At 71.9% G+C, this 23,176-nt stretch carries 16 protein-coding genes and 1 riboswitch; of the genes, 4 read left to right on the top strand and 12 right to left on the bottom strand.

Annotated features, from left to right (window positions below):
* Positions 1-25 precede the first annotated feature (25 nt).
* The 3 genes from EV684_RS21175 to EV684_RS21165 are packed head-to-tail and all read right to left on the bottom strand — an operon-like array spanning position 26 to position 2,999.
* Entirely contained in the window at positions 26-859 is an 834-nt protein-coding gene (locus EV684_RS21175; RefSeq protein ID WP_132649337.1) for a PhzF family phenazine biosynthesis protein, read from the bottom strand.
* Positions 856-2,025 (bottom strand): aminotransferase-like domain-containing protein, encoded by a 1,170-nt coding sequence (locus EV684_RS21170; RefSeq protein ID WP_132649336.1) that lies wholly within the window; start codon positions 2,023-2,025, stop codon positions 856-858. Before EV684_RS21170 ends, EV684_RS21175 begins: the two co-directional genes overlap by 4 nt.
* On the bottom strand, positions 2,022-2,999 hold the full coding sequence (locus tag EV684_RS21165; protein WP_132649335.1) for a DMT family transporter: 978 nt from the start codon (positions 2,997-2,999) through the stop codon (positions 2,022-2,024). Before EV684_RS21165 ends, EV684_RS21170 begins: the two co-directional genes overlap by 4 nt.
* A 99-nt stretch (positions 3,000-3,098) precedes the next feature.
* On the opposite strand from EV684_RS21165, the gene EV684_RS21160 reads away from it, so the two are divergent.
* Both EV684_RS21160 and EV684_RS21155 read left to right on the top strand, forming a co-directional pair.
* Positions 3,099-4,505: an aminotransferase-like domain-containing protein gene (locus EV684_RS21160; protein ID WP_132649334.1), complete on the top strand. Its 1,407-nt coding sequence runs from the start codon at positions 3,099-3,101 to the stop codon at positions 4,503-4,505.
* A gap of 75 nt (positions 4,506-4,580) precedes the next feature.
* Complete coding sequence (locus tag EV684_RS21155) at positions 4,581-5,324, top strand: hypothetical protein (RefSeq protein ID WP_132649333.1); 744 nt, start codon at positions 4,581-4,583, stop codon at positions 5,322-5,324.
* A 21-nt stretch (positions 5,325-5,345) separates the two neighbouring features.
* Here the strand turns inward: EV684_RS21155 and EV684_RS21150 are convergent, their stop codons facing one another.
* On the bottom strand, positions 5,346-7,259 hold the full coding sequence (locus EV684_RS21150; protein ID WP_132649332.1) for an ATP-binding cassette domain-containing protein: 1,914 nt from the start codon (positions 7,257-7,259) through the stop codon (positions 5,346-5,348).
* Between the two features lie 59 nt (positions 7,260-7,318).
* Between EV684_RS21150 and EV684_RS21145 the strand changes: the two genes are divergently transcribed.
* Positions 7,319-8,647: a serine hydroxymethyltransferase gene (locus tag EV684_RS21145; RefSeq protein WP_132649331.1), complete on the top strand. Its 1,329-nt coding sequence runs from the start codon at positions 7,319-7,321 to the stop codon at positions 8,645-8,647.
* Here the strand turns inward: EV684_RS21145 and gshB are convergent.
* The 6 genes from gshB to EV684_RS21115 all read right to left on the bottom strand — a co-directional run bounded on the left by gshB (position 8,644) and on the right by EV684_RS21115 (position 16,237).
* Positions 8,644-9,591 (bottom strand): glutathione synthase, encoded by a 948-nt coding sequence (gshB, locus tag EV684_RS21140; protein WP_132649330.1) that lies wholly within the window; start codon positions 9,589-9,591, stop codon positions 8,644-8,646. The genes EV684_RS21145 and gshB overlap by 4 nt on opposite strands.
* An 11-nt stretch (positions 9,592-9,602) precedes the next feature.
* Positions 9,603-10,796, bottom strand: coding sequence for a benzoate/H(+) symporter BenE family transporter (locus tag EV684_RS21135; protein ID WP_132649329.1), 1,194 nt, complete (start codon positions 10,794-10,796; stop codon positions 9,603-9,605).
* A gap of 136 nt (positions 10,797-10,932) precedes the next feature.
* Entirely contained in the window at positions 10,933-12,819 is a 1,887-nt protein-coding gene (locus EV684_RS21130) for a potassium transporter Kup (RefSeq protein ID WP_132649328.1), read from the bottom strand.
* A gap of 90 nt (positions 12,820-12,909) precedes the next feature.
* Positions 12,910-14,205 carry a glutamate--cysteine ligase gene (gene gshA / locus EV684_RS21125; protein ID WP_132649327.1) on the bottom strand — a complete coding sequence of 432 codons (1,296 nt, stop codon included), beginning with the start codon at positions 14,203-14,205 and terminating at the stop codon, positions 12,910-12,912.
* Positions 14,206-14,348: 143 nt separating this feature from the next.
* The gene (locus EV684_RS21120) at positions 14,349-15,860 is read right to left on the bottom strand and encodes an ammonium transporter (RefSeq protein ID WP_132649326.1); all 1,512 of its coding nucleotides are present in this window, start codon (positions 15,858-15,860) and stop codon (positions 14,349-14,351) included.
* A gap of 38 nt (positions 15,861-15,898) precedes the next feature.
* Positions 15,899-16,237: a P-II family nitrogen regulator gene (locus EV684_RS21115; RefSeq protein ID WP_014426485.1), complete on the bottom strand. Its 339-nt coding sequence runs from the start codon at positions 16,235-16,237 to the stop codon at positions 15,899-15,901.
* A gap of 400 nt (positions 16,238-16,637) precedes the next feature.
* Between EV684_RS21115 and EV684_RS21110 the strand changes: the two genes are divergently transcribed.
* A complete protein-coding gene (locus EV684_RS21110; protein ID WP_132649325.1) occupies positions 16,638-18,167 on the top strand; it encodes a YifB family Mg chelatase-like AAA ATPase in 1,530 nt (509 codons plus the stop codon).
* 4 nt (positions 18,168-18,171) lie between these two features.
* Here the strand turns inward: EV684_RS21110 and metH are convergent, their stop codons facing one another.
* Positions 18,172-20,895, bottom strand: a complete 2,724-nt coding sequence (metH, locus tag EV684_RS21105; RefSeq protein ID WP_132649324.1) for a methionine synthase — start codon at positions 20,893-20,895, stop codon at positions 18,172-18,174.
* 18 nt (positions 20,896-20,913) lie between these two features.
* A riboswitch (S-adenosyl-L-homocysteine riboswitch) is annotated at positions 20,914-21,004 on the bottom strand.
* Between the two features lie 12 nt (positions 21,005-21,016).
* A complete protein-coding gene (locus EV684_RS21100; protein WP_132649323.1) occupies positions 21,017-22,927 on the bottom strand; it encodes a glucokinase in 1,911 nt (636 codons plus the stop codon).
* Positions 22,928-23,176: the final 249 nt, after the last annotated feature.

The raw sequence follows: 23,176 nt of genomic DNA, 5'->3' as shown, positions 1-23,176 counted from the left end.
ATCCTCAGCTCTCGCCCGTCCCGGCTCAGAGCGTGACGCTGCCGGCGATGCAGGGCGTGACCTCGCCGCCGATCCACACCGTGTCGCCGTCCTGTTCGACATGCACACGCCCGGCGCGGCCCAGCGCCGTGCCCTGCGCGGCGACATAACGCCCCGGCAGCACGCCGGCGCCGATCAGCCACAGCGCCAGGCCGGCGTTCAGGCTGCCGGTCACCGGGTCTTCGTCGACACCGACGCCGGGCACGAAGGCGCGCACCTCGGCGGCGGTCTCGCCGTCGTCCTCCACCGCGACGACACCCAGCTTCAGCGGCCCCATCGCCACCATGTCGGGTTTCAGGGCCAGCAGCTGGGCACGTGTGCGCAGACGGATCGCCAGCCACTCGGGGCCGTTGACGACCCATTGATGGTCGACGACGTCCTCGGGCGCCACGCCCAGCGCGCGCACGGCCTGCGCCAGCGTGGCCGCGTCGGCCGGGCCGCTGCGCAGCAGCGGGGGCGCCGCGAAGGCCAGGCGGCCGGCGGCCCGGCGCAGCCGCACCAGACCGATGCCGCACTGCTGGACGACGACGCCGGCCTCGCGCGGCGTGCCGCCGGCGGCCAGCCAGGCCCAGGCGCTGCCCAGCGTCGGATGGCCGGCGAACGGCAGCTCGCCGCCGGGCGTGAAGATGCGCACCCGGTAGTCGGCGCCGGGCTCGGTGGGCGGCAGCAGGAAGGTCGTCTCGGACAGGTGGGTCCAGCGTGCGAACGCGGCCATCTGCGTGTCGTCCAGCCCGCCGGCGTCGTGCACGACGGCCAGCGGGTTGCCCTTCGTCGCCTCGGCGGCGAAGACGTCGACCTGGTGGAAGTGCCGGGTTGTCATGCCAGGGCCTCTTTCAGCACCCCGCCGAGCAGCGCGATGCCGCGTTCGATCTGCTCCGGCGACACGGTGACGAAGCTCAGCCGCAGCGTGTTGGCGTGGCCGCCGTCGGCGAAGAAGGGCGCGCCCGGCACGTAGGCGACGCCGGCGGCCACCGCGGCCGGCAGCAGCGTCGTCGCGTCCAGGCCTGCCGGCAGTTCGATCCAGAAGAACATGCCGCCGTTGGGCACCTGCCAGCGGCAGCCGGCGGGCAGGTGCGTTTCCAGCGCGGCGCGCATCGCGTCGCGGTGCGCCGCGTAACGCGCGCGGATCGTCGGCACGTGCTGCTCGAGGAAACCGTCCTTCACGACCTCGTAGACGATGCGCTGGTTGAAGCCCGGCGTGTGCAGATCGGCCGCCTGCTTGGCCTGCAGCAGCTTGGGATACAGCGTGCGCGGCGCCAGCATCCAGCCGAGCCGAAGCCCCGGCGCCAGCACCTTGGAGAACGAACCCAGGTACAGCGCGTTGTCGCCGGCGTGCGCCGACACCGGCGCCGGCGGCGGCTGGTCGTACCAGAGGTCGCCGTAGGGGTTGTCCTCGACGATCGGCAGGCCGGCGGCGGCCGCCGCGGCGGCCAGCGCACGGCGGCGCTCGTCGCCCAGGCAGCGCCCGCTCGGGTTCTGGAAGTTGGGCAGCAGGTAGATGAAACGTGCGCCGGCGACGGCGGCCAGGCCTTGCGGGCGCGGGCCTTCGTCGTCGCCTTCGACGGCGACGAACTCGGGCTCGTAGGCGTTGAAGGCCTGCAGCGCGCCCAGGTAGGTCGGCGACTCGACGGCGACGCGGCTGCCGGGGTCGATCATCACCTTGCCGACCAGGTCCAGCCCCTGCTGCGAGCCGGTGGTGACGAGGATGCGCGCCGGGTCGGCGTCCAGGCCCTGCGCCGCCAGGCGCGTGGCGATCCATTCGCGCAGCGGGCCGTAGCCTTCGCTGGCGGCGTACTGCAGCGCCTCGCGGCCGCTGTCGCGGTAGACGCGTGCGGTGGCCTCGGCCATCACCTCGACCGGAAACCCGTCGGCCGCCGGCAGGCCGCCGGCCAGCGAGACGATGCCCGGCTTCTCGGTCAGCTTCAGGATCTCGCGGATCGTCGAAGGATTCAGCCGCTCGGCGCGGCGGGCCATCTGCCAGCTCATCGGGTCATCGCTCCAGGTTCGGGATCGGGTTCGGGTTCGGCCGGCCGCCAGGCCGGTGACGGCGCGCGGGGCGCGGCCGCGGGTGCCGCCGAAAAGCGGCGCCCCAGCGCCACCAGGCCCACCGCCGCGGCGGCGAAGCCGACGGTGGCCGCATCCAGGGTCTCGCCCAGCAGCGGCACCGCGGCCAGCAAGGCGACGAAGGGTTGCAGCAGCTGCACCTGGCTGACGCGCAGCACGCCGCCCAGCGCCAGGCCACGGTACCACGCGAAAAAGCCCAGCCACATCGAGAACAGCGAGACGTAGCCCAGCGCCGCCCAGGCGCCCGCGCGCACCGGCGTCGGCGGCCATTGCAGCAGCGCCGCCGGCAGCGTCAGCGGCAGCATGAACAGCAGTGCCCAGCACACGGTCTGCGCCGGCGGGATCTCCAGCGACACGCGCGCGCCGGCGACGTAGCTCGCCGCGGCGCTGAACACCGCCAGCAGCAGCAAGGCATCGGCCGGTTGAACGCGGCCGTGGCCGCTCCAGGCGGCAAAACCCAGCACCAGCACGCAGCCGGCCACGGCACAGACCCAGAAAGCGGCCGACGCGCGCTGGCGCAGCGTGATCGCGGCGACGACGGCGGTGGCCAGCGGCAGCACGCCGCTGACGACGGCCGCGTGCATCGCGTCGACCTCGCGCAGCGCCAGCGCGCTGAACAGCGGGAAGCCGACCACCGAACCGGCAGCGCAGACCGCCAGCGCCGGCCACAAGGCGCGCCGCGGCGGCCGGGCGCGCACCGCCAGCAGGTAGGCGGCGCTGCACAGCCCGGCGATCGCGGCGCGCGCGGCGGTCACGAAACCCGGCGGCAGCTGCGGGTCGGACGCGTCGCCGACCGCCAGCCGCGTCATCGGCAGCGTCAGCCCGAAGACGACGACGGCGAGCACACCCAGCCACAGGCCGCGGCGCGTGTCTCGGGCGGGCGGGGACGTCGTCATCACCCCAGTCTAGGGGCGGCAAGCAGCACAGTGTCAGTACACTTTGCCGGTACACAACCCGAATCTGTATTGGTGTCGCCGCCAGTACAGTGAACGACGATGGACGAGAGCCCCGTGCTGGCGCGCGCCGCCGGCGAGACGCTGGCCGAGCAGCTGGCCGCACGTTTCACCGAACGCATCACGCAGCGCCTGATCGCGCCGGGTGCGCGCCTGCCGTCGGTGCGCGACTGCGCACGTCGGCACCGCGTCAGCGCCAGCACCGTCGTCGGCGCCTACGAGCGGCTGCAGGCGCGGGGCCTGGTCGAGGCCCGGCCGCAACGCGGTTTCTTCGTGCGCGAGACACAGCCGGCGCGCGCCCTGCCGGCCTCGCGCGCCGCGGCGCCGATGCCGCTGCCGGTGGACGCGACGGCGCTGATCCGCAGCATGTTCCAGGCGCAGTCGGGCCGGCCGGCGCCGGGCATGGGCACGCTGCCGCAGGAGTGGCTGGACGCCGAGCTGCTGCAGCGTGCGCTGCGCCGCCTGGGCGGCGGCGACGCCGGCGCCTGGCTGCGTTATGGCGAGCCGGCCGGCGACGCCGCGCTGCGTGATGCGCTGGCGCAACGCCTGGCCGACCTGGGCATCGCGGCGTCCCCCGCCCAGATCATGACCTCGATCGGCGCGACGCACGGGCTGGACATCGTCTCGCGCACGCTGCTGCGCCCGGGCGATGCGGTGCTGGTCGACGAACCCGGCTGGTCGGTCGAGTTCGCTCGCCTGACGGCCGCCGGCATGCGGCTGCTGCCGGTGCCGCGCGGCGCCGACGGCCCCGACCTGGCGGCGATGGAGGCGCTGGCGCGCGAGCACCGACCGCGGCTGTACGTCACCGTTTCGGTGCTGCACAACCCCACCGGCAGCTCGCTGACTGCCGCCACTGCGCACCAGGTGCTGCGGCTGGCCGAGGCCCACGACTTCATCGTCGTCGAGGACGACACCTACGCCTGGCTGGCGCCGGCGCACGCGCCGCGGCTGGCCCAGCTCGACGGCCTGCGGCGCACGGTCTACGTCTCGGGCTTCTCGAAGATCCTGACGCCGCAGTGGCGTGTCGGCTTCGTCGCCGCGGCGCCGGCGCTGGTCGAACGTTTCATCGACACCAAGCTGCTCGGCTCGCTGGGCACGCCGGGGCCGCTGGAGCACGCGCTGGCCTGGTGCCTGTCGCAGGGGCTGCTGCGCCGCCATGCCGAGCGCATCGTCGCCCGGCTCGACGGCGCCCGCACCCGCGTCGTGCGTCTGGCCGAGGACGCCGGCTGCCGATTCGTCACGCCGCCGCAAGGGCTATTTGGCTGGATCGACACCGGCGCCGACACCGAGCGCCTGGCTCAGAATTTGCTGGATGAGGGCTGGCTGACCGCGCCGGGCGTGCTGTTTCACCCGACACGGCGGCCGACGACGCTGATGCGGGTGAACTTCGCGACCTCGTCCGAGCCCGGCTTCTGGCTGCGCCTGCGCGAACTGGCGGGCTCCGGATGACGGCGGATTTCCTCTTGTCACCCTGCATCCGTACCATCGGTCCCACGGCTTCCGAGTGAGGCGGGAATGAGCGGTATGTTCGAGTCCACGCTGCCGGCCGGGGTGCCCGACCTGTTGAGCGTCAGTGCGTTCCGGCGTTACCTCGACGAGATCTCGCGCGGCCCCGATGTCGATGCCGGCGCGAGCCGGCTGTCCGGGCTGAATCCTTCGCTGCTGCAGGACCTGATGCGTTTCGACGGTCGCAGCGCCGAAGGCGAGGGTCTGGAGGTGCTGGAGGTGCTGGCCGCCTGCGTGCGCCACGGCCGCGCCTTGCTGGTGCACCTGCAGGACGGCCAGCGCGTCGTGCCGGTGACGGTGTTCCCGGCGCAACGTCTGGTGCACACGCCGGTGCCGCCGGCCGAACTGCTGGCCGGCGACCCGACCGCGCTGCGCGTGATGCACGTCGAGCCGGCGCTGCTGCGACCGCCCGGCCACCCGGACCGTGCGCGCGTCGGCGAGCGCGAGTGCCATGCACCGCTGGGGCCCTTGCTGTGGGAGCTGGCGCTGCGTGGCGCACGCGAAGACCTTCTGCCCGAGATCGCCGGCCCCGCGGCCTACCGGCTGGCGCCTGGCGTCGACCTGTCGGCGCTGAAGATGGCCGGCACGCTGGCCGCCGCCGTGCACCGGCTGCGCCGCTCGACGAGTTCGCTGCGCGAGATCACCGAATGGCCGGGCTTCGACCGCGGCCGCGCGATGCGGCTGCTCAACGGGCTGTACCTGCAGGCCGGGCTGATCGTCTCGCGTTCGCACCCGGCCGCGGCGTCCGACGGCTGGTTCTGAGCCGCCGCGCGACGGCCGCGCTCAGCCGCCGAACGAGGCCAGCGTCTCCCAGCGCTCCAGCGCCTGCATCAGCTCGGTCTCGATCTCGTCGTGGCGCGCCTGCAGCCCGGCGACGGCCTGCGGCTCCTTGACGTAGAGCTCGCTGCTGGCCAGGCGCTCGGCGATCTGTTTCTGCTCGGTTTCCAGCGCTTCGATGCGCGACGGCAGCGCCTCCAGTTCACGCTGTTCCTTGTAGCTGAGCTTGGTGCGCACCGCGGCCGGGCGCGGCGCGGGGGCCGCCGGCGCGGCGGGCGGCGGCGGCGCCGCGGCCTCGGCGGCGGCACGCGAGCGCGCGCGCTGGATCTTCCAGTCCTCGTAGCCGCCTTCGTACTCGCGCCACAACCCCGGACGCCCGCCCCAGGCCGGGTCGCCTTCCCAGGCGATCGTGCTCGTGACCACGTCGTCGAGGAAACGCCGGTCGTGGCTGACGAGGAACACGGTGCCGGCGTAGCCCTGCAGCAGCTCCTCCAGCAGGTCCAGCGTGTCGATGTCCAGGTCGTTGGTCGGCTCGTCGAGCACCAGCACGTTGGCCGGCAGCGCGAACAGCCGCGCCAGCAGCAGCCGGTTGCGCTCGCCGCCCGAAAGCGTGCGCACCGGCGAGTTGGCGCGTTCGGGCGAGAACAGGAAGTCGCCGAGGTAGCTCTTGACGTGTTTGCGCGTGCCGCCGAATTCGACCCACTCGCTGCCCGGGCTGATCGTGTCGGCCAGCGTGGCGTCCAGCTTCAGCCCGGCGCGCATCTGGTCGAAGTAGGCGACCTGCAGGTTGGTGCCGCGGCGCACCGTGCCCGAGGTCGGCTCGAGCTGGCCGAGGATGAGTTTGAGCAGCGTCGTCTTGCCGACGCCGTTGGGGCCGATCAATCCGACCTTGTCGCCGCGCAGGATGGTGGCGGTGAAACGCTCGATCAGCGTGCGCTCGCCGTAGCCCATCGTCACGTCCTGCAGCTCGGCGACGATCTTGCCCGGCGGCAGCCCGGCGTCGAGCTCCAGCCGCACCTGGCCCAGCACCTCGCGGCGCGCGCGGCGCTGCTCGCGCAGCTTCACCAGGCGCGCGACGCGGCCGACGCTGCGTGTGCGCCGCGCCTCGACACCCTTGCGCACCCAGACCTCTTCCTGGGCCAGCAGCTTGTCGGCGCGCGCGGCGGCCAGCGCCTCGGCTTCGAGTTCACGCTGCTTGGCGGCCTCGAAGGCGGCGAAGTTGCCCGGGTAGCTGCGCAGCTGGCCGCGGTCGAGCTCGACGATGCGCGTGGCCACCGCGTCGATGAAGGCGCGGTCGTGCGAGACGAAGACGATCGCGCCGCGCGCGCCGGCGGCCGAGCCGCGCCAGCCGGTCAGCAGGTCCTGCAGCCACTCGATGGCGGCGATGTCGAGGTGGTTGGTCGGCTCGTCGAGCAGCAGCACGTCGGGCGCGGCGACCAGCGCGCGTGCCAGCGCGACCCGCTTCTTCATGCCGCCGGACAGCGCGTCGACGCGGGACTCGGGCGCGAGCTGCAGGCGCTGCAGCGCCTCGTCGACCCGCTGCTCCCAGGTCCAGCCGTCCAGCGCCTCGAGGCGCGACTGCAAGGCGTCCAGGTCGTCTCCGGCGGCGTGGGCCTCGAAACGCGCACGCAGCGCACGCGCCTCGGCCACGCCTTCGGCGACCGCGTCGAAGACCGTGCTGCCGGCCTCGAAGACCGGCTCCTGGGCGACGTAGACGCGGCGCACGCCGGTCTGCAGCTGCAGCGTGCCGTCGTCGGCCTTCTCCAGGCCGGCGAGGATCTTCAGCAGCGAGGACTTGCCGGCGCCGTTGCGCCCGATCAGCGCCAGGCGTTCGCCGGCTTCGAGTGCGAGGGCGGCGCCGTCGAGCAGCGGCACGTGGCCGTACGCGAGGTGGGCGTCGGCGAGGGTGATCAGAGCCATGGCGCGATTGTCGCCGCCAGGCTGCAGCGCCCGCGCCCGCCCCGGCATAGGATGGCCGCATGCTGCAACGCCGCGCCTGGGTGCCCACCCGCTGTGAGAACCTCGTGCAAGCCCTCGCCGCGTCCACCGCGGCGGCCACGAGCGACGCCACCGCCGCCGAGATCACGCGCCTGGTCGCGGAGAACCGGCGCATCCACGACGAGGACGGGATCAACCTGAACCCGGCCTCCAACGTGATGAACCCCAAGGCCGAGGCGCTGCTGGCCGCCGGCCTGGGCCCGCGTGCCTCGCTGGGCTGGCCGGGCGACAAGGTCGAGATGGGGCTGCAGGCGATCGAGCGCATCGAGGTCGTCGCCGCCGAGCTGGCCGCCGAGGTCTTCGGCGCCCACTTCGCCGAGGTGCGTGTGGCCTCGGGCGCGCTGGCCAACCTTTACGTCTTCATGGCCACCTGCCAGCCGGGCGACACGATCATCGCGCCGCCGGCCGAGATCGGCGGCCACGTCACGCACCACGCCGCCGGCGCCGCCGGGCTCTACGGGCTGAAGACGGTGCCGGCGCCGGTGCATGCCGACGGCTACACCGTCGACGTCGACGCGCTGCGCACGCTGGCGCACGAGCTCAAGCCGGCGCTGATCACGCTGGGCGGCAGCCTGAACCTGTTCGTGCACCCGGTGGCGGCGGTGCGGGGCATCGCCGACGAGGTCGGCGCGACGCTGATGTTCGACGCCGCCCACCTGTCCGGCATGATCGCCGGCGGCGCCTGGCCGAACCCGCTGGCCCAGGGTGCCGACGTGATGACGATGAGCACCTACAAGAGCCTGGGCGGCCCGCCCGGCGGCCTCGTCGTCGGCAACGCGCCCGAGCTGTTCGAACGCATCGACGCCATCGCCTATCCGGGGCTGACGGCCAACTTCGACGCCGGCAAGACCGCGGCGCTCGCGCTGGGCCTGCTCGACTGGAAGGACTACGGCCGCGAGTACGCGGCGACCATGCAGGCCACCGCCAAGGCGCTGGCCGAAGCGCTGGCCGCGGCCGGGCTGCCGGTGTTCGCGCGTGAACGCGGCATGACGAGCTCGCACCAGTTCGCTGTCGAGGCCGCACGCTGGGGCGGCGGCCAGGCGGCGTCGCGCCGGCTGGAACGGGCACGCCTGCTGGCCTGCGGCATCGGCCTGCCGACGGCGCGCGTGGCGGCCATCGACGGCGACGCCAACGGCCTGCGCCTGGGCGTGCCGGAGATCGTGCGCCTGGGTTTTTCGCCCTGGCACATGGCCGACCTCGGCGCGCTGATCGTGCGTGCGCTGCAGGGCGAACCCGAGGCGGTGGCGCCGGAAGTCACGGCGCTGCGCCGCCGTGTCGCCAACGGCGCCTTGCGCTTCGTGCGCGCTTAAGCCGCCAGGGCGGCTTCGAGGGCGTCGATGAACATCGCGGCGACGTCGAAGCCGGTCTGCTGCTGGATCTCCTGGAAGCAGGTCGGGCTGGTGACGTTGATCTCGGTGATGCGTTCGCCGATCACGTCCAGGCCGACGAGCAGCAGCCCGCGGGCGGCCAGCACCGGCCCCAGGGCCTCGGCGATCTCGCGGTCGCGCGGCGCCAGCGGCTGGGCCACGCCCTTGCCGCCGGCGGCCAGGTTGCCGCGGATCTCGCTGCCCTGCGGGATGCGCGCCAGCACGTAAGGCACCGGCCGGCCGCCGATGATCAGCACGCGTTTGTCGCCGTGCACGATCTCGGGCAAGTAGCGCTGGACCATCAGCGTCTGCGTGCCGCCGGCGTTCAGCGTCTCGATGATGCTGCCCAGGTTCAGGCCGTCGGCACCGACGCGGAAGATGCCCATGCCGCCCATGCCGTCCAGCGGCTTGAGGATGATGTCGCGGTGCTCGGCGTGGAAGGCGCGCACGGCGGCGGCGTCGCGTGTCACCAGCGTCGGCGGCGTGAACTGCGGGAACTCCATGATCGCCAGCTTCTCGGGGTGATCGCGCAGCGCCGCCGGCTTGTTGAACACTCGCGCGCCTTCGCGTTCGGCCTGGCCGAGCAGGTGCGTGGCGTAGAAGTACTCGCTGTCGAAGGGCGGGTCCTGGCGCATCAGCACGGCGCCGGTGTCGGCGACACGCGTCTCGGCGGTCTCGACGACGCGGAACCAGTCGTGCGCGTCGCCGCTGAGCTCGATGCGGCGCGTCCTCGCCACGACGCTGCCGCCGCTGTGCCAGCGCAGTGCACGCGCTTCGCAGTGCAGCAGGCCGTGGCCGCGGCGCGCGGCCTCGCGCATCATCGCGAAGGTGCTGTCCTTGTAGGTCTTGAAGCCTTCCAGCGGGTCGGCAACGAAGAGCAGATCCATGCGCAGGGGTCCTAACGGGTGGGGCGCCAGTGTTGCACGGCCAGCGCCAGGGCGCCGGCGACCACGCCCCAGAAGGCGGCACCCACGCCCCACAGGCTCAGGCCGCTGGCGGTGACGAGGAAGGTGATCAGCGCCGCCTCGCGGCTCTTCTCGTCCTTCGTCGCGATCGCCAGGCCGCTGCCGATCGTGCCCAGCAGCGCGAAGCCGGCCAGCGCCAGCACCAGCTCCTTCGGGAAGGCGGCGATCAGCCCGACGACGGCGCCACCGAGCAGCCCGACGACGACGTAGAACAGGCCGGCCATCGTCGAGGCCCAGTAGCGCCGCGCCGGGTCTTCGTGCGCTTCGCGGCCCATGCAGATCGCGGCCGTGATCGCCGCCAGGTTCAGCGCGTAGCCGCCGAACGGCGCCAGCAGCAGCGAGGCCAGCCCGGTCGTCGTGACCACCGGCGACACCGGCGTGTCGTAACCCGCGGCGCGCTGCGCGGCGACACCCGGCAGGTTCTGCGAGGCCATCGTGACGATGAAGAGGGGCAGCGCCAGGCCGATCGTCGCGGCCAGGCTGAACTCGGGCATCGTGAACACCGGCTGGGCCCACTGCCACTCGATGCCGCCCAGGTGCAGCTGGCCGCGTGCGGCGGCGATCAGGGCCCCGACGGCGAGCACGCCCGGCACCGCGTAACGCGGCCACCAGCGCCGCCCGGCGAGATAGGCCAGCAGCATCGCGAAGACCAGCGTGAACTCGTGCTGCATCGCGCCGAAGGCGTCGAAGGCGAAACGCGCCAGCACGCCGGCCAGCAGTGCCGCGGCCAGCGCCTGGGGCAGCCGGTTCATCACGCGCGCGAACAGCCCGCTGGCGCCGGCGGCCGTGATCAGCAGCGCGCAGAGCACGAAGGCGCCGACCGCCTCGCCCATCGAGAAACCGCTGCCGGCGGTGGCCAGCAGCGCCGCGCCGGGGGTCGACCAGGCGGTGAGCACCGGCTGGCGGTACCAGAGGCTCAAGCCGGCGCTGGTGAGCCCCATGCCCAGGCCCAGCGCCCACATCCACGACACCGTCTGCGCCGGCGTGGCGCCGAAGGCCGCGGCCGCCTGGAAGACGATGACCACCGAACTCGTGAAACCCACGAGCACGGCAACGAAGCCGGCGACGACGGCGGGCAGCGACAGGTCGCGCAGCGACGGGCGGTGGCGTGTTGGGGACGGTTGCACGGAGATGGCGGCGCTGTTGGCGATACAGGATTCGTCTTGCCCCCTCTCCCGCTTGCGGCAGAGGGCTGGGGTGAGGGTGCCGCCGCCGCCCCTCACCCCAACCCTCTCCCCCTGCGGGGGCGAGGGAGCCAGGCCGTCATATCTCGACTTTCGCCCCCAGCTCCACGATGCGGTTGGCGGGCAGGTTCAGGAAGTCGCCGGCCGCCGCTGCGTTGCGGTGCATGCTGGCGAAGAGTTTTTCGCGCCACAGCGCCATGCCCCCGCCGAAGGTCGGGATCACCGCGTCGCGCGACAGGAAGTAGCTCGTCTCCATCTCGTCCAGCGGCACGCCGCGGGCCTCCAGCAGCTTCAGCGCCTCGGGCACGTCGGGGTCGTTCATGAAGCCGAAGTGCAGCCGCACCTGCCAGCAGCGGTGGCCCAGCGGCTCGACTTCCAGCCGCTTGTCGAAGCCGATCCAGGGCACCTCGTGGTGCTGCACGGTGACGAAGACGTTGTACTCGTGCAGCACCTTGTTGTGCTTCAGGTTGTGCATCAGCGCGTTGGGCGTCAGCCCGGCTTCTCCGGACAGGAAGACCGCAGTGCCCGACACCCGCGTCGGCGGGCTGACGAACACCGCCTCGAGGAAACTCCTCAGGTCGATGGCCTCGTCGCGCAGGCGTTCGGCCACCAGCCGCCGGCCGTCGACCCAGGTGCGCATCAGCGTGAACATCGCGATGCCGATGACCAGCGGGAACCAGCCACCGGCCAGCAGCTTGAGCACGTTGGAGGCGAAGAAGCTGATGTCGATCGCGAGGAAGAAGCCGGTGGCGCCGAGCGCCAGCGCCAGCGGGTACTTCCAGCCGTAGCGGATCACGAAGAAGGTCATGATCGTCGTGATCGTCATGTCCAGCGTCACCGTGATGCCGTAGGCCGCGGCCAGCTTGGACGAGCTGCCGAACAGCCCGACGGCCAGCACGATGCAGGCGTACAGGCTCCAGTTCACGAAGGGCACGTAGATCTGGCCGGTGTCGCGCACCGAGGTGTGCACCACGCGCAGCCGCGGCAGCAGGCCGAGCTGGATCGCCTGCTTGGTGACCGAGAAGGCCGCGGTGATCAGCGCCTGCGAGGCGATGACGGTGGCCGCCGTCGCCAGGAACACCAGCGGCAGCCGCGCCCAGCCGGGCGCGAGCAGGAAGAAGGGGTTCTCGACGGCCGTCGGGTCTTCCAGCAGCAGCGCGCCCTGGCCGAAGTAGTTGATCACCAGCGCCGGTGCCACCAGCCCGTACCAGGCGATGCGGATCGGCAGCTTGCCGAAGTGGCCCAGGTCGGCGTAGAGCGCCTCGCCGCCGGTGACCACCAGCACCACCGAGCCCAGCGCGATGAAGGCGATCAGCGGCTGGTCGACGATGAAGTGCAGCGCGTAGCTCGGCAGCATCGCCACCAGCACCGTCGGGTGCTCGGCGATCTGCGGCGCGCCCAGCAGGATGAGCACCGCGAACCAGACCATCGTCACCGGCCCGAAGGCGCGGCCGATGCCGCCGGTGCCGAACCGCTGCACCGTGAACAGGCCGGTCAGCACGATCAGCGTGATCGGCACCACCCAGTGTTCGAGCTGGGGCGCGGCGACCTCCAGCCCCTCGACGGCCGACAGCACCGAGACCGCCGGCGTGATGACGCCGTCGCCGTAGAAGATCGCGGTGCCGAACATGCCCAGCGCCAGCAGGACGCTGCGCAGCCGGGGCTTCTCGGCCACCGCCGTCGTCGCCAGCGCCAGCATCGCGATCAGGCCGCCTTCGCCGCGGTTGTCGGCGCGCAGGATCAGCAGCACGTATTTCAGCGAGACGATGATCGTCATCGTCCAGAAGATCAGCGACAGCACGCCGAGGATGTTCTCGCGCGACATCGGCACGTGCCCGGCGTGGAACACCTCCTTCAGCGCGTACAGCGGGCTGGTGCCGATGTCGCCGTAGACGACACCCAGCGCGCCGAGCGTGAGCGTGGCGAGGGCGGCGGGCGTGCGGGGTGTGGGCGGGTGCGGGGTCACGAGACGACGGCCGTCGCGGCCGCGCAGTGCGGCGCGATCGTATCGAATGCCGGCGCGGCGTGCGCGCGCACGCCGCAGGGCCGGGCTCGGCTACTCGTAGATCTCGGCGTCGGGATCGGTGGCTTCGAGCTCGTAGGACGCGGCCAGCATCGCCAGGCGGCCGATGACGCCGTACATGTAGAAGCGGTTGGGCGCGCTGGCGCCCGGCTTGGCGCCCGGCCGCGGCAGCTGGTTGGACTCGGCGAAGGCCAGCGGCACGACGTCCGAGCCCGGCGCGTTGAGGTTCTCGTCGATGCCGCGTTCGCCGTGCACGCGGTAGAAGCCGCCGACGACGTAGCGGTCGATCATGCAGACCACCGGCTCGGCGGCGGCGTCGGCCACGCGTTCGTGCGTCGGCACGCCTTCCTGGATGATGACCTCGCCGATGGGCTGGCCGTCCTTGGCGACGCTCATGCGCTCGCGCGTGCGCCGGCTCAGCTCGTCGAGCTCCTTGGCGTCGCGCACCGTCATCACGCCCATGCCGTAGGTGCCGTTGTCGGCCTTCACGACGACGAAGGGCTTCTCGGTGATGCCGTATTCCTTGTACTTGCGGCGCACCTTGGCCAGCAGCTGGTCGGCGGCCGACTGCACGCACTCCAGGCCGGTGGCCTCGCCGAAGTCGACCTGGCCGCACTGGCCGAACATCGGGTTGATCAGCCAGGGGTCCATGCCCAGCAGCTTGGCGAACTTCTTGGCGACTTCCTCGTAGCTGCGGAAGTGCCGGCTCTTGCGCCGCACGCCCCAGCCGGCGTGCAGCGGCGGCAGCAGGTACTGCTGGTGCAGGTCTTCGAGGATCGCCGGCGTGCCCGCCGACAGGTCGTTGTTCAGCAGGATCGTGCAGGGATCGAAGTCCTTGAGCCCCAGGCGGCCCCGGGCGCGCAGCAGCGGCTCGAGCAGCAGCTCGCCGCCGTCGGGCAGCGCCAGCGGCACCGGCGCCTTCAGCTCCTCGTCCAGCGAGCCCAGGCGCACGTTCAGGCCGGCCTGGTTGAAGACCTGGATCAGGCACTGCAGGTTGGCGAGGTACTCGGGGCTGCGCGTGTGGCGCTCGGGGATCAGCAGCAGGTTCTTGGCTTCGGGGCAGATCTTCTCGATCGCCGCCATCGCCGCCTGCACCGCCAGCGGCAGCATCTGCGGCGTCAGGTGGTTGAAGCTGCCGGGGAAGAGGTTGGTGTCGACCGGCGCGAGCTTGAAGCCGGCGTTGCGCAGGTCCACCGAGGTGTAGAACGGAGGCGTGTGCTCCATCCATTCGAGCCGGAACCAGCGTTCGATCGCCGGCATCGACTCCAGGACGCGCGCCTCGAGCTCGTTGATCGGGCCGGTGAGGGCGGTGACGAGATTGGGGACCATGGCCAGGCGGGGGAGGTTGGGCGGAAATTCTGGCACGCGGGGGCGGCGCGGCGAAGCGCAAGCACCGCCTTCATCCGCCGCGCAGTCGTCGCCGACAAGAAAAAGGGCCGCCCGAAGGCGGCCCTGGTGTCGTGCAAGTCGGCTTACTTGTTGTACGCCGTCTCGCCGTGCGAGGTGATGTCCAGACCTTCGCGTTCCTCTTCTTCCGGCACCCGCAGGCCGATCGTCAGGTCGACGATCTTGTAGGAGACCGCGGCGACGACGGCCGACCAGACGATGGTCACGCCGACCGCCTTGGCCTGGATCAGCACCTGCGCCAGGATGTCGTTGGAGCCGACCGTGGCGGTGACCCAGTCGGTCACCAGGCCCGGGCCGCCGAGCGCCTGGTTGTTGAACACGCCGGTGAGCAGCGCGCCGACGATGCCGCCGACGCCGTGCACGCCGAACACGTCCAGCGAGTCGTCCGCGCCGAGCAGCTTCTTCAGGCCGTTGACACCCCACAGGCAGGCGAAGCCGGCGATGAAGCCGATGACCAGGCCGCCGATGATGCCGACGTTGCCCGCGGCCGGCGTGATCGCCACGAGGCCGGCGACGGCACCCGAGGCGGCACCCAGCATCGAGGCCTTGCCCTTCATCAGCGCCTCGCCGATGCACCAGGCCAGCACCGCGGCGGCGGTGGCGGAGAAGGTGTTCAGGAAGGCCAGCGCGGCGCTGTTGCCCGCTTCCAGCGCCGAGCCGGCGTTGAAGCCGAACCAGCCGACCCACAGCAGCGAGGCGCCGACCATGGTCATCGTCAGGTTGTGCGGGGCCATGGCTTCCTTGCCGTAGCCGATGCGCTTGCCGATCATGTAGGCGCCGACCAGGCCGGCGACGGCGGCGTTGATGTGCACCACGGTGCCGCCGGCGAAGTCCAGCGCGCCCCACTGCCACAGCAGGCCGGCCTTGGCGTTCATCGCGTCGACGACTTCAGGGCCGGTGTAGGCGTCCGGGCCCATCCAGTACCAGACCATGTGGGCGATCGGCGTGTAGCTGAAGGTGAACCACAGCACCATGAACAGCAGCACGGCGGAGAACTTCACGCGTTCGGCGAAGGCGCCGACGATCAGGCCGCAGGTGATGGCCGCGAACGTGGCCTGGAAGGCGACGAACACGATCTCGGGGATCACGACGCCCTTGCTGAAGGTCGCACCCATCGCGAACGCGCCGGTCGCGGGGTCGAAGATGCCCTTCAGGAACAGCCGGTCGAAGCCGCCGATGAAGGCGTTGCCCTCGGAGAACGCCAGGCTGTAGCCGTAGACGACCCACAGCACGGTGATCAGCGAGAAGGTGACGAACACCTGCATCAGCACCGACAGCATGTTCTTGCTGCGCACCAGGCCGCCGTAGAAGAGGGCCAGGCCGGGGATCGACATCATGATCACCAGCAGCGTCGAGACGAGCATCCAGCAGACGTCGCCCTTGTTGGGCACCGGGGCGGCGACGGCCGGGGCGGCTTCGGCGGCGGCCTCGGCCACCGCGGAAGCGGCTTCGGCGGGTGCGGCGGCGACGGCGTCGGAGGCGGCGGCAGCGGCCGAGGCGGCGTCCTGGGCCAGCGCCAGGTCCACCGAGCCCAGGAGCGCGAGCCCTACGGCCAGGATCGAGAGCAGTTTCTTCATGATGGGGTGGTATCTCGGGTTGGTCTCGGGTCGCGCCTTCAGAGGGCGTCGGTGCCGGTTTCGCCGGTCCGGATGCGAACCACCTGCTCGAGCGAGCTGACGAAGATCTTGCCGTCGCCGATCTTGCCGGTGCGGGCAGCGCCTTCGATCGCCTCGATGACGCGGTCGACGATGGCTTCGTCGACGGCGGCTTCGATCTTCACCTTGGGCAGGAAGTCGACGACGTACTCCGCGCCGCGGTAGAGCTCGGTGTGGCCCTTCTGGCGCCCGAAGCCTTTCACCTCGGTCACGGTGATGCCCTGAACGCCGATGCCGCTGAGGGCCTCGCGCACTTCATCGAGCTTGAACGGTTTGACGATCGCGGTCACCATCTTCATGGTCGGTCCTCTGGTCCTCTAGGGTTGCGTGTGCCCGCCCGCCGACGCCGCGCCGGAGCGCGCCGTGCGGACGTGGCCGGCCGTGGCGACGGGGGTGTGCTTCGGCACCGGATGCGCGCGGTCCGTCGCCTGCACCGCGGGAGTCGCTGCGGTGTCGGGGCCGGCCGGGATCAGTCTCTTCATGAGGGGCTGGAGTGCGGAGGTGCGAGTGCCAAGGCGCCTACTGCAGCTTCCATGCCAGTGACCACAAACGGTTACAGCCGGGGTGAACCGGGCTGCGGCCGGCTTCCATGCGATGCACGGCGCCGTGCATCCCTCTTTTGGTGCACTCCCTTGGTGCGAGGCCGCCGCCGCGTGCGCGCCGTCCGCGGCCCGGACAATCGCCGCGGGGAGGCGGCAGATGAGCTTGGCGGTGGTGGCGAGCCGAGCGCTCGACGGGCTGGACGCGCCGGCGGTGCACGTCGAGGTGCAGCTCGCCAACGGGCTGCCTTGTTTCACGCTCGTCGGCCTCGCGGATACCGAAGTCAAGGAGTCGCGCGAGCGCGTGCGCGCGGCCTTGCAGCACAGCGGCTTCCAGTTCCCGCACAACAAGCGCATCACGGTCAACCTGGCGCCGGCCGACCTGCCCAAGGAGTCGGGCCGCTTCGACCTGCCGATCGCACTCGGCATCCTGGCCGCCGACGGCGTGCTCGACGCCGCACGGCTGGCGGCCAACGAGTTCGCCGGTGAACTCTCGCTGGCCGGCGAACTGCGCCCGGTGCGCGGCGCGCTGGCGCTGGCGCTGGCCGCGCGGCGCGAAGGCGGTGGGCGCACGCTGGTGCTGCCGGCGGCCAGCGCCGGCACGGCCGCGCGTGTGGCCGGGCTGGACGTGCGCGGCGCGGCGACGCTGCTCGAGGTCGTGCAGGCGCTGCTGCCCGGCGAGGCCGCCGAGCCGCTGGCACCCGCGCGGGCGCCGCCGGCCGGCCCCGACGAGCCGGTGCCCGACCTGCGCGAGGTGCGCGGCCAGGCCGCCGCCAAGCGGGCGCTGGAGATCGCCGCGGCGGGGCAGCATTCGCTGCTCTTCGTCGGCCCTCCCGGCACCGGCAAGTCGATGCTCGCGGCGCGCCTGCCGGGGCTGCTGCCGCCGATGGACGACGACGACGCGCTCGTGGCCGCCGCGCTGCAAGGCCTGGCGCCGCAGGCGCTGGACGGCGCCGGTTTCGGCCGCCGCCCGGTGCGCGCGCCGCACCACAGCGCCAGCGCGGTGGCTCTGGTCGGCGGCGGCTCGCCACCACGGCCGGGCGAGATCTCGCTGGCGCACGGAGGCGTGCTGTTCCTGGACGAACTGCCCGAGTTCGCCCGCGCCGCGCTGGAGGCGCTGCGTGAACCGCTGGAGACCGGCCGGGTGACGATCTCGCGTGCCGCGCGCCAGGCGCAGTTCCCGGCGCGGTTCCAGCTCGTCGCGGCGATGAACCCCTGCCCCTGCGGCTGGCTCGGCGCCTTCGCCGCCACCGGCCGCGCCTGCCGCTGCGGTGCCGACCAGGTGGCGCGTTACCGCAGCCGGCTGTCGGGGCCGCTGCTGGACCGCATCGACCTGCAGATCGAGGTGCCGGCGGTGCGCCCGGCGGAGCTGCTGGCCGCGCCCGACGGCGAAAGTTCCGCGCTCGTCGCCGCGCGTGTCGCCGCGGCGCGGAGGCGCCAGATCGAACGCCAGGGCGAGCCCAACGGCGTGCTCGGCGCCGCACGCACCGACACCTGCTGCATTGCCGATGCCGCCGCGCGGCGCCTGCTGCAGACGGCGGCCGAGAAGCTCGGCTGGTCGGGCCGGCGATTGCACCGCACGCTGCGCGTCGCGCGCACGATCGCCGACCTGGGCGCCGCCCCGACGATCGGTGTCACCGCGATGGCCGAGGCGCTGCAGCTGCAGCGCGGGCTCGACGCCGCGGGCTGAGGCCTCAGCGGCGCTGCGTCGCCAGCCGGCGCTCGGCGTCTTCCCGGCTGATGCCCTCGCGGGAGGCGAAGTCCGCCACCTGGTCGTCGCCGACCGGGCCGACGTTGAAGTAGCAGGCCTCCGGGTGCGCCAGATAGAAGCCGCTGACGCTGGCCGCCGGCGTCATCGCCAGGTTCTCGGTCAGGCCCATGCCGATCTCCGTGGCCTTCAAGAGCTCGAACATCGCGCGCTTGGGGCCATGGTCCGGACAGGCCGGGTAGCCCGGCGCCGGGCGGATGCCGCGGTAGCGCTCGGCGATCAGCTCGTCGACGGCCAGCGCCTCGTCGGCGGCGTAGCCCCAGAGTTCGGTGCGCACACGCTGGTGCAGGCGTTCGGCAAAGGCTTCGGCCAGGCGGTCGGCCAGGGCCTTGACCATGATCGCCGAGTAGTCGTCGTGGGCCTCGGCAAAACGCTGCGCACGTTCCTCGCAACCCAGGCCGGCGGTGACGGCGAACATCCCGATCCAGTCGGGCTTGACCCCGCGCGGCGCGACGAAGTCGGCCAGGCTGCGGTTGGGCCGCGGCACGCCGTCGATCACCGGGCGCTCGCCCTGCTGGCGCAGCGGCGTCCAGCGCATCGCGACCTGGCTGCGGCTGTCGTCGGTGTAGACCTCGATCGTGTCCTCGTCCACGGTGTTGGCCGGCAGCAGCGCGACGACGCCGTTGGCCTGCAGCCAGCGGCCTTCGATCAGCCGCTCGAGCATGCGCTGGCCGTCGGCGAAGACCCGGCGTGCGGCCTCGCCGACGATCTCGTCGTCGAGGATCGCCGGGTAGGGGCCGGCCAGGTCCCAGGTCTGGAAGAACGGCCCCCAGTCGATGACACGCGCCAGGTCGGCCAGGTCGTAGTGGCGGAACAGGCGCCGGCCCGGCGCCCGCGGCGCCGGCGGTTCGTAGGCCGCCCAGTCGGGGCGGGCGCGGTTGGCACGCGCGGTGGCCAGCGTTACCAGCGGCGTCGCCTTCTTGCTGGCGTGCAGCCGGCGCACGTGTTCGTAGTCGGTACGCACCTCGGCCAGGTAGGCCGCCTGGCGCTCGTCGGACAGCAGGTCCGAGCAGACGCCCACGCTGCGGGAGGCATCGGGCACGTAGATCACCGGGCCGTCGTAGTGCGGCGCGATCTTCACCGCGGTGTGCACGCGGCTGCAGGTGGCGCCGCCGATCAAGAGCGGCGTGCCGCGTTCGCGGAACCAGGCGTCGCGCTGCATCTCGGCGGCGACGTGCTGCATCTCCTCCAGGCTGGGCGTGATCAGCCCCGACAGGCCGACGATGTCGGCGCCCTCGATGCGCGCCTTCTCGAGGATGTCCTGGCACGGGACCATGACGCCCATGTTGACGACCTCGAAGTTGTTGCACTGCAGCACGACGGTGACGATGTTCTTGCCGATGTCGTGCACGTCGCCCTTGACGGTGGCGATGATCACCTTGCCCTTGGGTTTGACGTCGCCGCCGGCGTCCTGCAGCGCCTGCTTCTCGGCCTCGATGTAGGGCAGCAGCTGGGCCACCGCCTGCTTCATCACGCGCGCGCTCTTGACCACCTGCGGCAGGAACATCTTGCCCTGGCCGAAGAGGTCGCCGACGGTGTTCATGCCGGCCATCAGCGGGCCTTCGATGACGTGCAGCGGGCGCCCGCCGCCGGCGCGCACCGTCTGCCAGGCTTCTTCGGTGTCGGCGGCGATGAACTCGGTGATGCCGTGCACCAGCGCGTGCGCCAGGCGCTCCTCCACCGTGCCGGCGCGCCAGGCCAGGCGCGCCGAGTCGTCGCGCGCCGCGCCCTTGGCGCGTTCGGCGATCTCGATCAGGCGCTCGGCGGCGTCGGCGCGGCGGTTCAGCACCACGTCCTCGACACGCTCGCGCAGCTCGGCGTCCAGGTCGTCGTAGACGCCGACCATGCCGGCGTTGACGATGCCCATGTCCAGGCCAGCCTGGATCGCGTGGTACAGGAAGACGGTGTGGATCGCCTCGCGCACCGGGTCGTTGCCGCGGAAGCTGAACGAGACGTTGCTGATGCCGCCCGAGACCTTGGCGCCGGGCAGGTTCTGCTTGATCCAGCGCGTCGCCTCGATGAAGTCGACGGCGTAGTTGGCGTGCTCCTCGATGCCGGTGGCGATCGCGAAGACGTTCGGGTCGAAGACGATGTCCTCGGGCGGGAAGCCGACCTCGTCGACGAGGATGCGGTAGGCGCGCGCGCAGATCTCGGTCTTGCGCCGGTAGGTGTCGGCCTGGCCCTGCTCGTCGAAGGCCATGACGACGGCGGCGGCGCCGTAGCGGCGCACCAGCCGTGCCTGGCGCCTGAACTCGGCCTCGCCTTCCTTCAGCGAGATCGAATTGACGATGCCCTTGCCCTGCAGGCACTTCAGCCCGGTCTCGATGACGCTCCACTTGGAGCTGTCGACCATCACCGGCACGCGCGCGATCTCGGGCTCGGTGGCCAGCAGCTTCAGGAACCGGTCCATCGCCGCGGCCGAGTCGAGCATCGCCTCGTCCATGTTGACGTCGATGACCTGGGCGCCGTTCTCGACCTGCTGGCGCGCGACCGACAGCGCGTCCTCGAAGCGGCCCTCGAGGATCATGCGCGCGAAGGCGCGCGAGCCGGTGACGTTGGTGCGCTCGCCGATGTTGACGAACAGCGTTCCTTCGCCGATCGAGACGGGTTCGAGGCCCGACAGGCGCATCGCGGGCAGGGCAACGGTCATCGCTTCACTCCAGGGGGAATGGGACGAGCGCCGTTGCCTCGGGCCGCGGCGGGCGCCGCGGCTCGCCCCGAGCCTGGTGGCCGACGCCATCGCAACGCTCCTCGGGGCGGAACACGCGATTTTATCGGCTGTGCGCGGTCAGATGGGCCAGCGGGCCGGCGGTGCTGATGCCCGGGCCGGCACGGCGCGCGCCCGGCGGCGGTGTCTCCAGCGGTGCTTCGTCGAAGCCGGCGATCTCCTCGCGCGGCAGTTCGGCCACGCGCTCGGCGCCGCGGCGCATCGCCACGCCGACGGCCAGGATGTCGATGACCAGCAGGTGCAGGATGCGGCTGATCATCGGTACCTGCGTCGACGGGTCCTCGAGGTGGTCGACGATGATCGCGACGTCGGCCTTCTTCGCCAGCGGCGACTGGCTGGCGGTGATCGCCAGCACCGGCGTGCCGCGCTGGTGCGCCTTGTCGGCCACCGCCAGCAGGTCGTCGACCTGGCCGCTGCTGCTGATGATGACGGCGACGTCGGACGGCCGCATCACGTTGGCCGTCAGCACCTGCAGCCGGTGTTCGGTGACCGACATCGACGGCACGCCGAAACGCAGGAACTTCAGCTGCGCGTCGTCGGCGACGACGCCGTAGTGGCCGACGGCGAAGAACTCCACGCGCTCGGCGGCGGTCAGCAGGTCGATCGCGCGGTCGATCGCGTCGCGGTTCAACTGCTCGCGCACCTGCAGGATCGCCGACGCGGTGTTGCCCAGCACCTTGACGCCGAGTTCCAGCATCGTGTCCTCGCCGGTGACCTGGATGTGCGAGACCGGCACGGTGCCGGTGAGGCTGGAGGCCAGGCGCAGCTTGAAGTCCGACAGGCCCTCGCAGCCGAGCGAGCGGCAGAAACGGATCACCGTCGGCTGGCTGACCGAGGCGGCACGTGCGATCTCGGCAATCGGGTCCGACAGCGTCGGCCGCGGGTGCGCGAGCACGTGGTCGGCGACGCGGCGCTCGGCCGGCGAGAGCTTGTTGCGCACGCGCCGGATCAGGCCGAGCACGGCGGTGTCCTGCTGCGCGTCCATGCGCCGCAGCTGCTCGGCGAGGATCGCCGAGGCGCCGGCGAAGGTGGCGTTGTCGGCGGTGACGACGAAGGTCGGGATCGTGCGCACGTAGTCGCTGAAGCGGCCCTTGTCCTCGAAGCGGGCGCGAAACGGCGAGCGCTCGAAATACTCGCCCAGGCGCGGCACGATGGCCCCGCCGATGTAGATGCCGCCGAAGGCGCCCAGCGTCACCGCCAGGTTGCCGGCGGCGGTGCCGAGGATCGAGCAGAAGGCTTCCACGGCCTGCAGGCACAGCGCGTCGCCGCGGTCGATCGCGCGGCGCGTGATCTCGGTGGCCGCCAGCGGCTCGCAGCCGTGGCCTTCGGAGACGGCGCGGTAGATCAGCTCCAGGCCGGGGCCCGACAGCAGGCGCTCGAACGAGACGTGCTCGTGCTGGCGTGCGGCATAGCGCAGGATCGAGATCTCGCGCTCGTCGCGCGGCGCGAAGCTGGCGTGGCCGCCTTCGGTGCCGAGCGCGACATAACCGTCGCCGGTCGGGATCAGCCCCGAGACGCCCAGGCCGGTGCCGGCGCCGATGACGCCGATGACGCTGCGCTCGCGTGCCTGGCCCGGGCCGACCTGGCGGCGCTGGCCGCCGGACAGGCGCGGCAGCGCCATGGCGAGTGCGGTGAAGTCGTTGATGACGACCAGGGTCTGCAGCCCCAGCCGCTCGCGCATCTGCTCGATCGAGAACTGCCAGTGGTAGTTCGTCATGCGCACCAGGTCGCCTTCGACCGGGTTGGCGATCGCCACCGCCGCGTGGGCGATGGACGCGGCCAGCGCGGCCGGCAGCGAACTCAGGTAGGCCCGCACCGCGGAGTGGAAGTCCGGGTGCGCGGCACAGGGGATCGAGGCGACGTGGCCGAACGCGCCGGGCGCGGCCTCGACCGCGAAGCGGGCGTAGTTGCCGCCGATGTCGGCGAGCAGATGCGGAGTTTCGAAAGGCGTCATGGACGGTTCCGAGCTTCGGGGCGCCTGACGGTGCGCCCCACGTGACGATGTAGCCGGACTACTGATCCCGTCAGATCCGTATCCTGGACTGCCCGCACCACGATGTGGCATCCGCGGGTCGGCTTCAAGGAGGAAGAAGCAGTACCCGTGCCCGGCGTGCCCGGGATCCGGGGGAAGTCCTCAGTTGCCCACATGCAACATTGGCTTGTCGCGTACTTGTAGTTTTGCTACCTTTTCCATGCTTTGCAA

Source organism: Rubrivivax gelatinosus, from assembly GCF_004340905.1.
Lineage (GTDB): Bacteria > Pseudomonadota > Gammaproteobacteria > Burkholderiales > Burkholderiaceae_C > Rubrivivax > Rubrivivax gelatinosus.
This window is presented reverse-complemented; position numbering and strand designations above follow the sequence as displayed.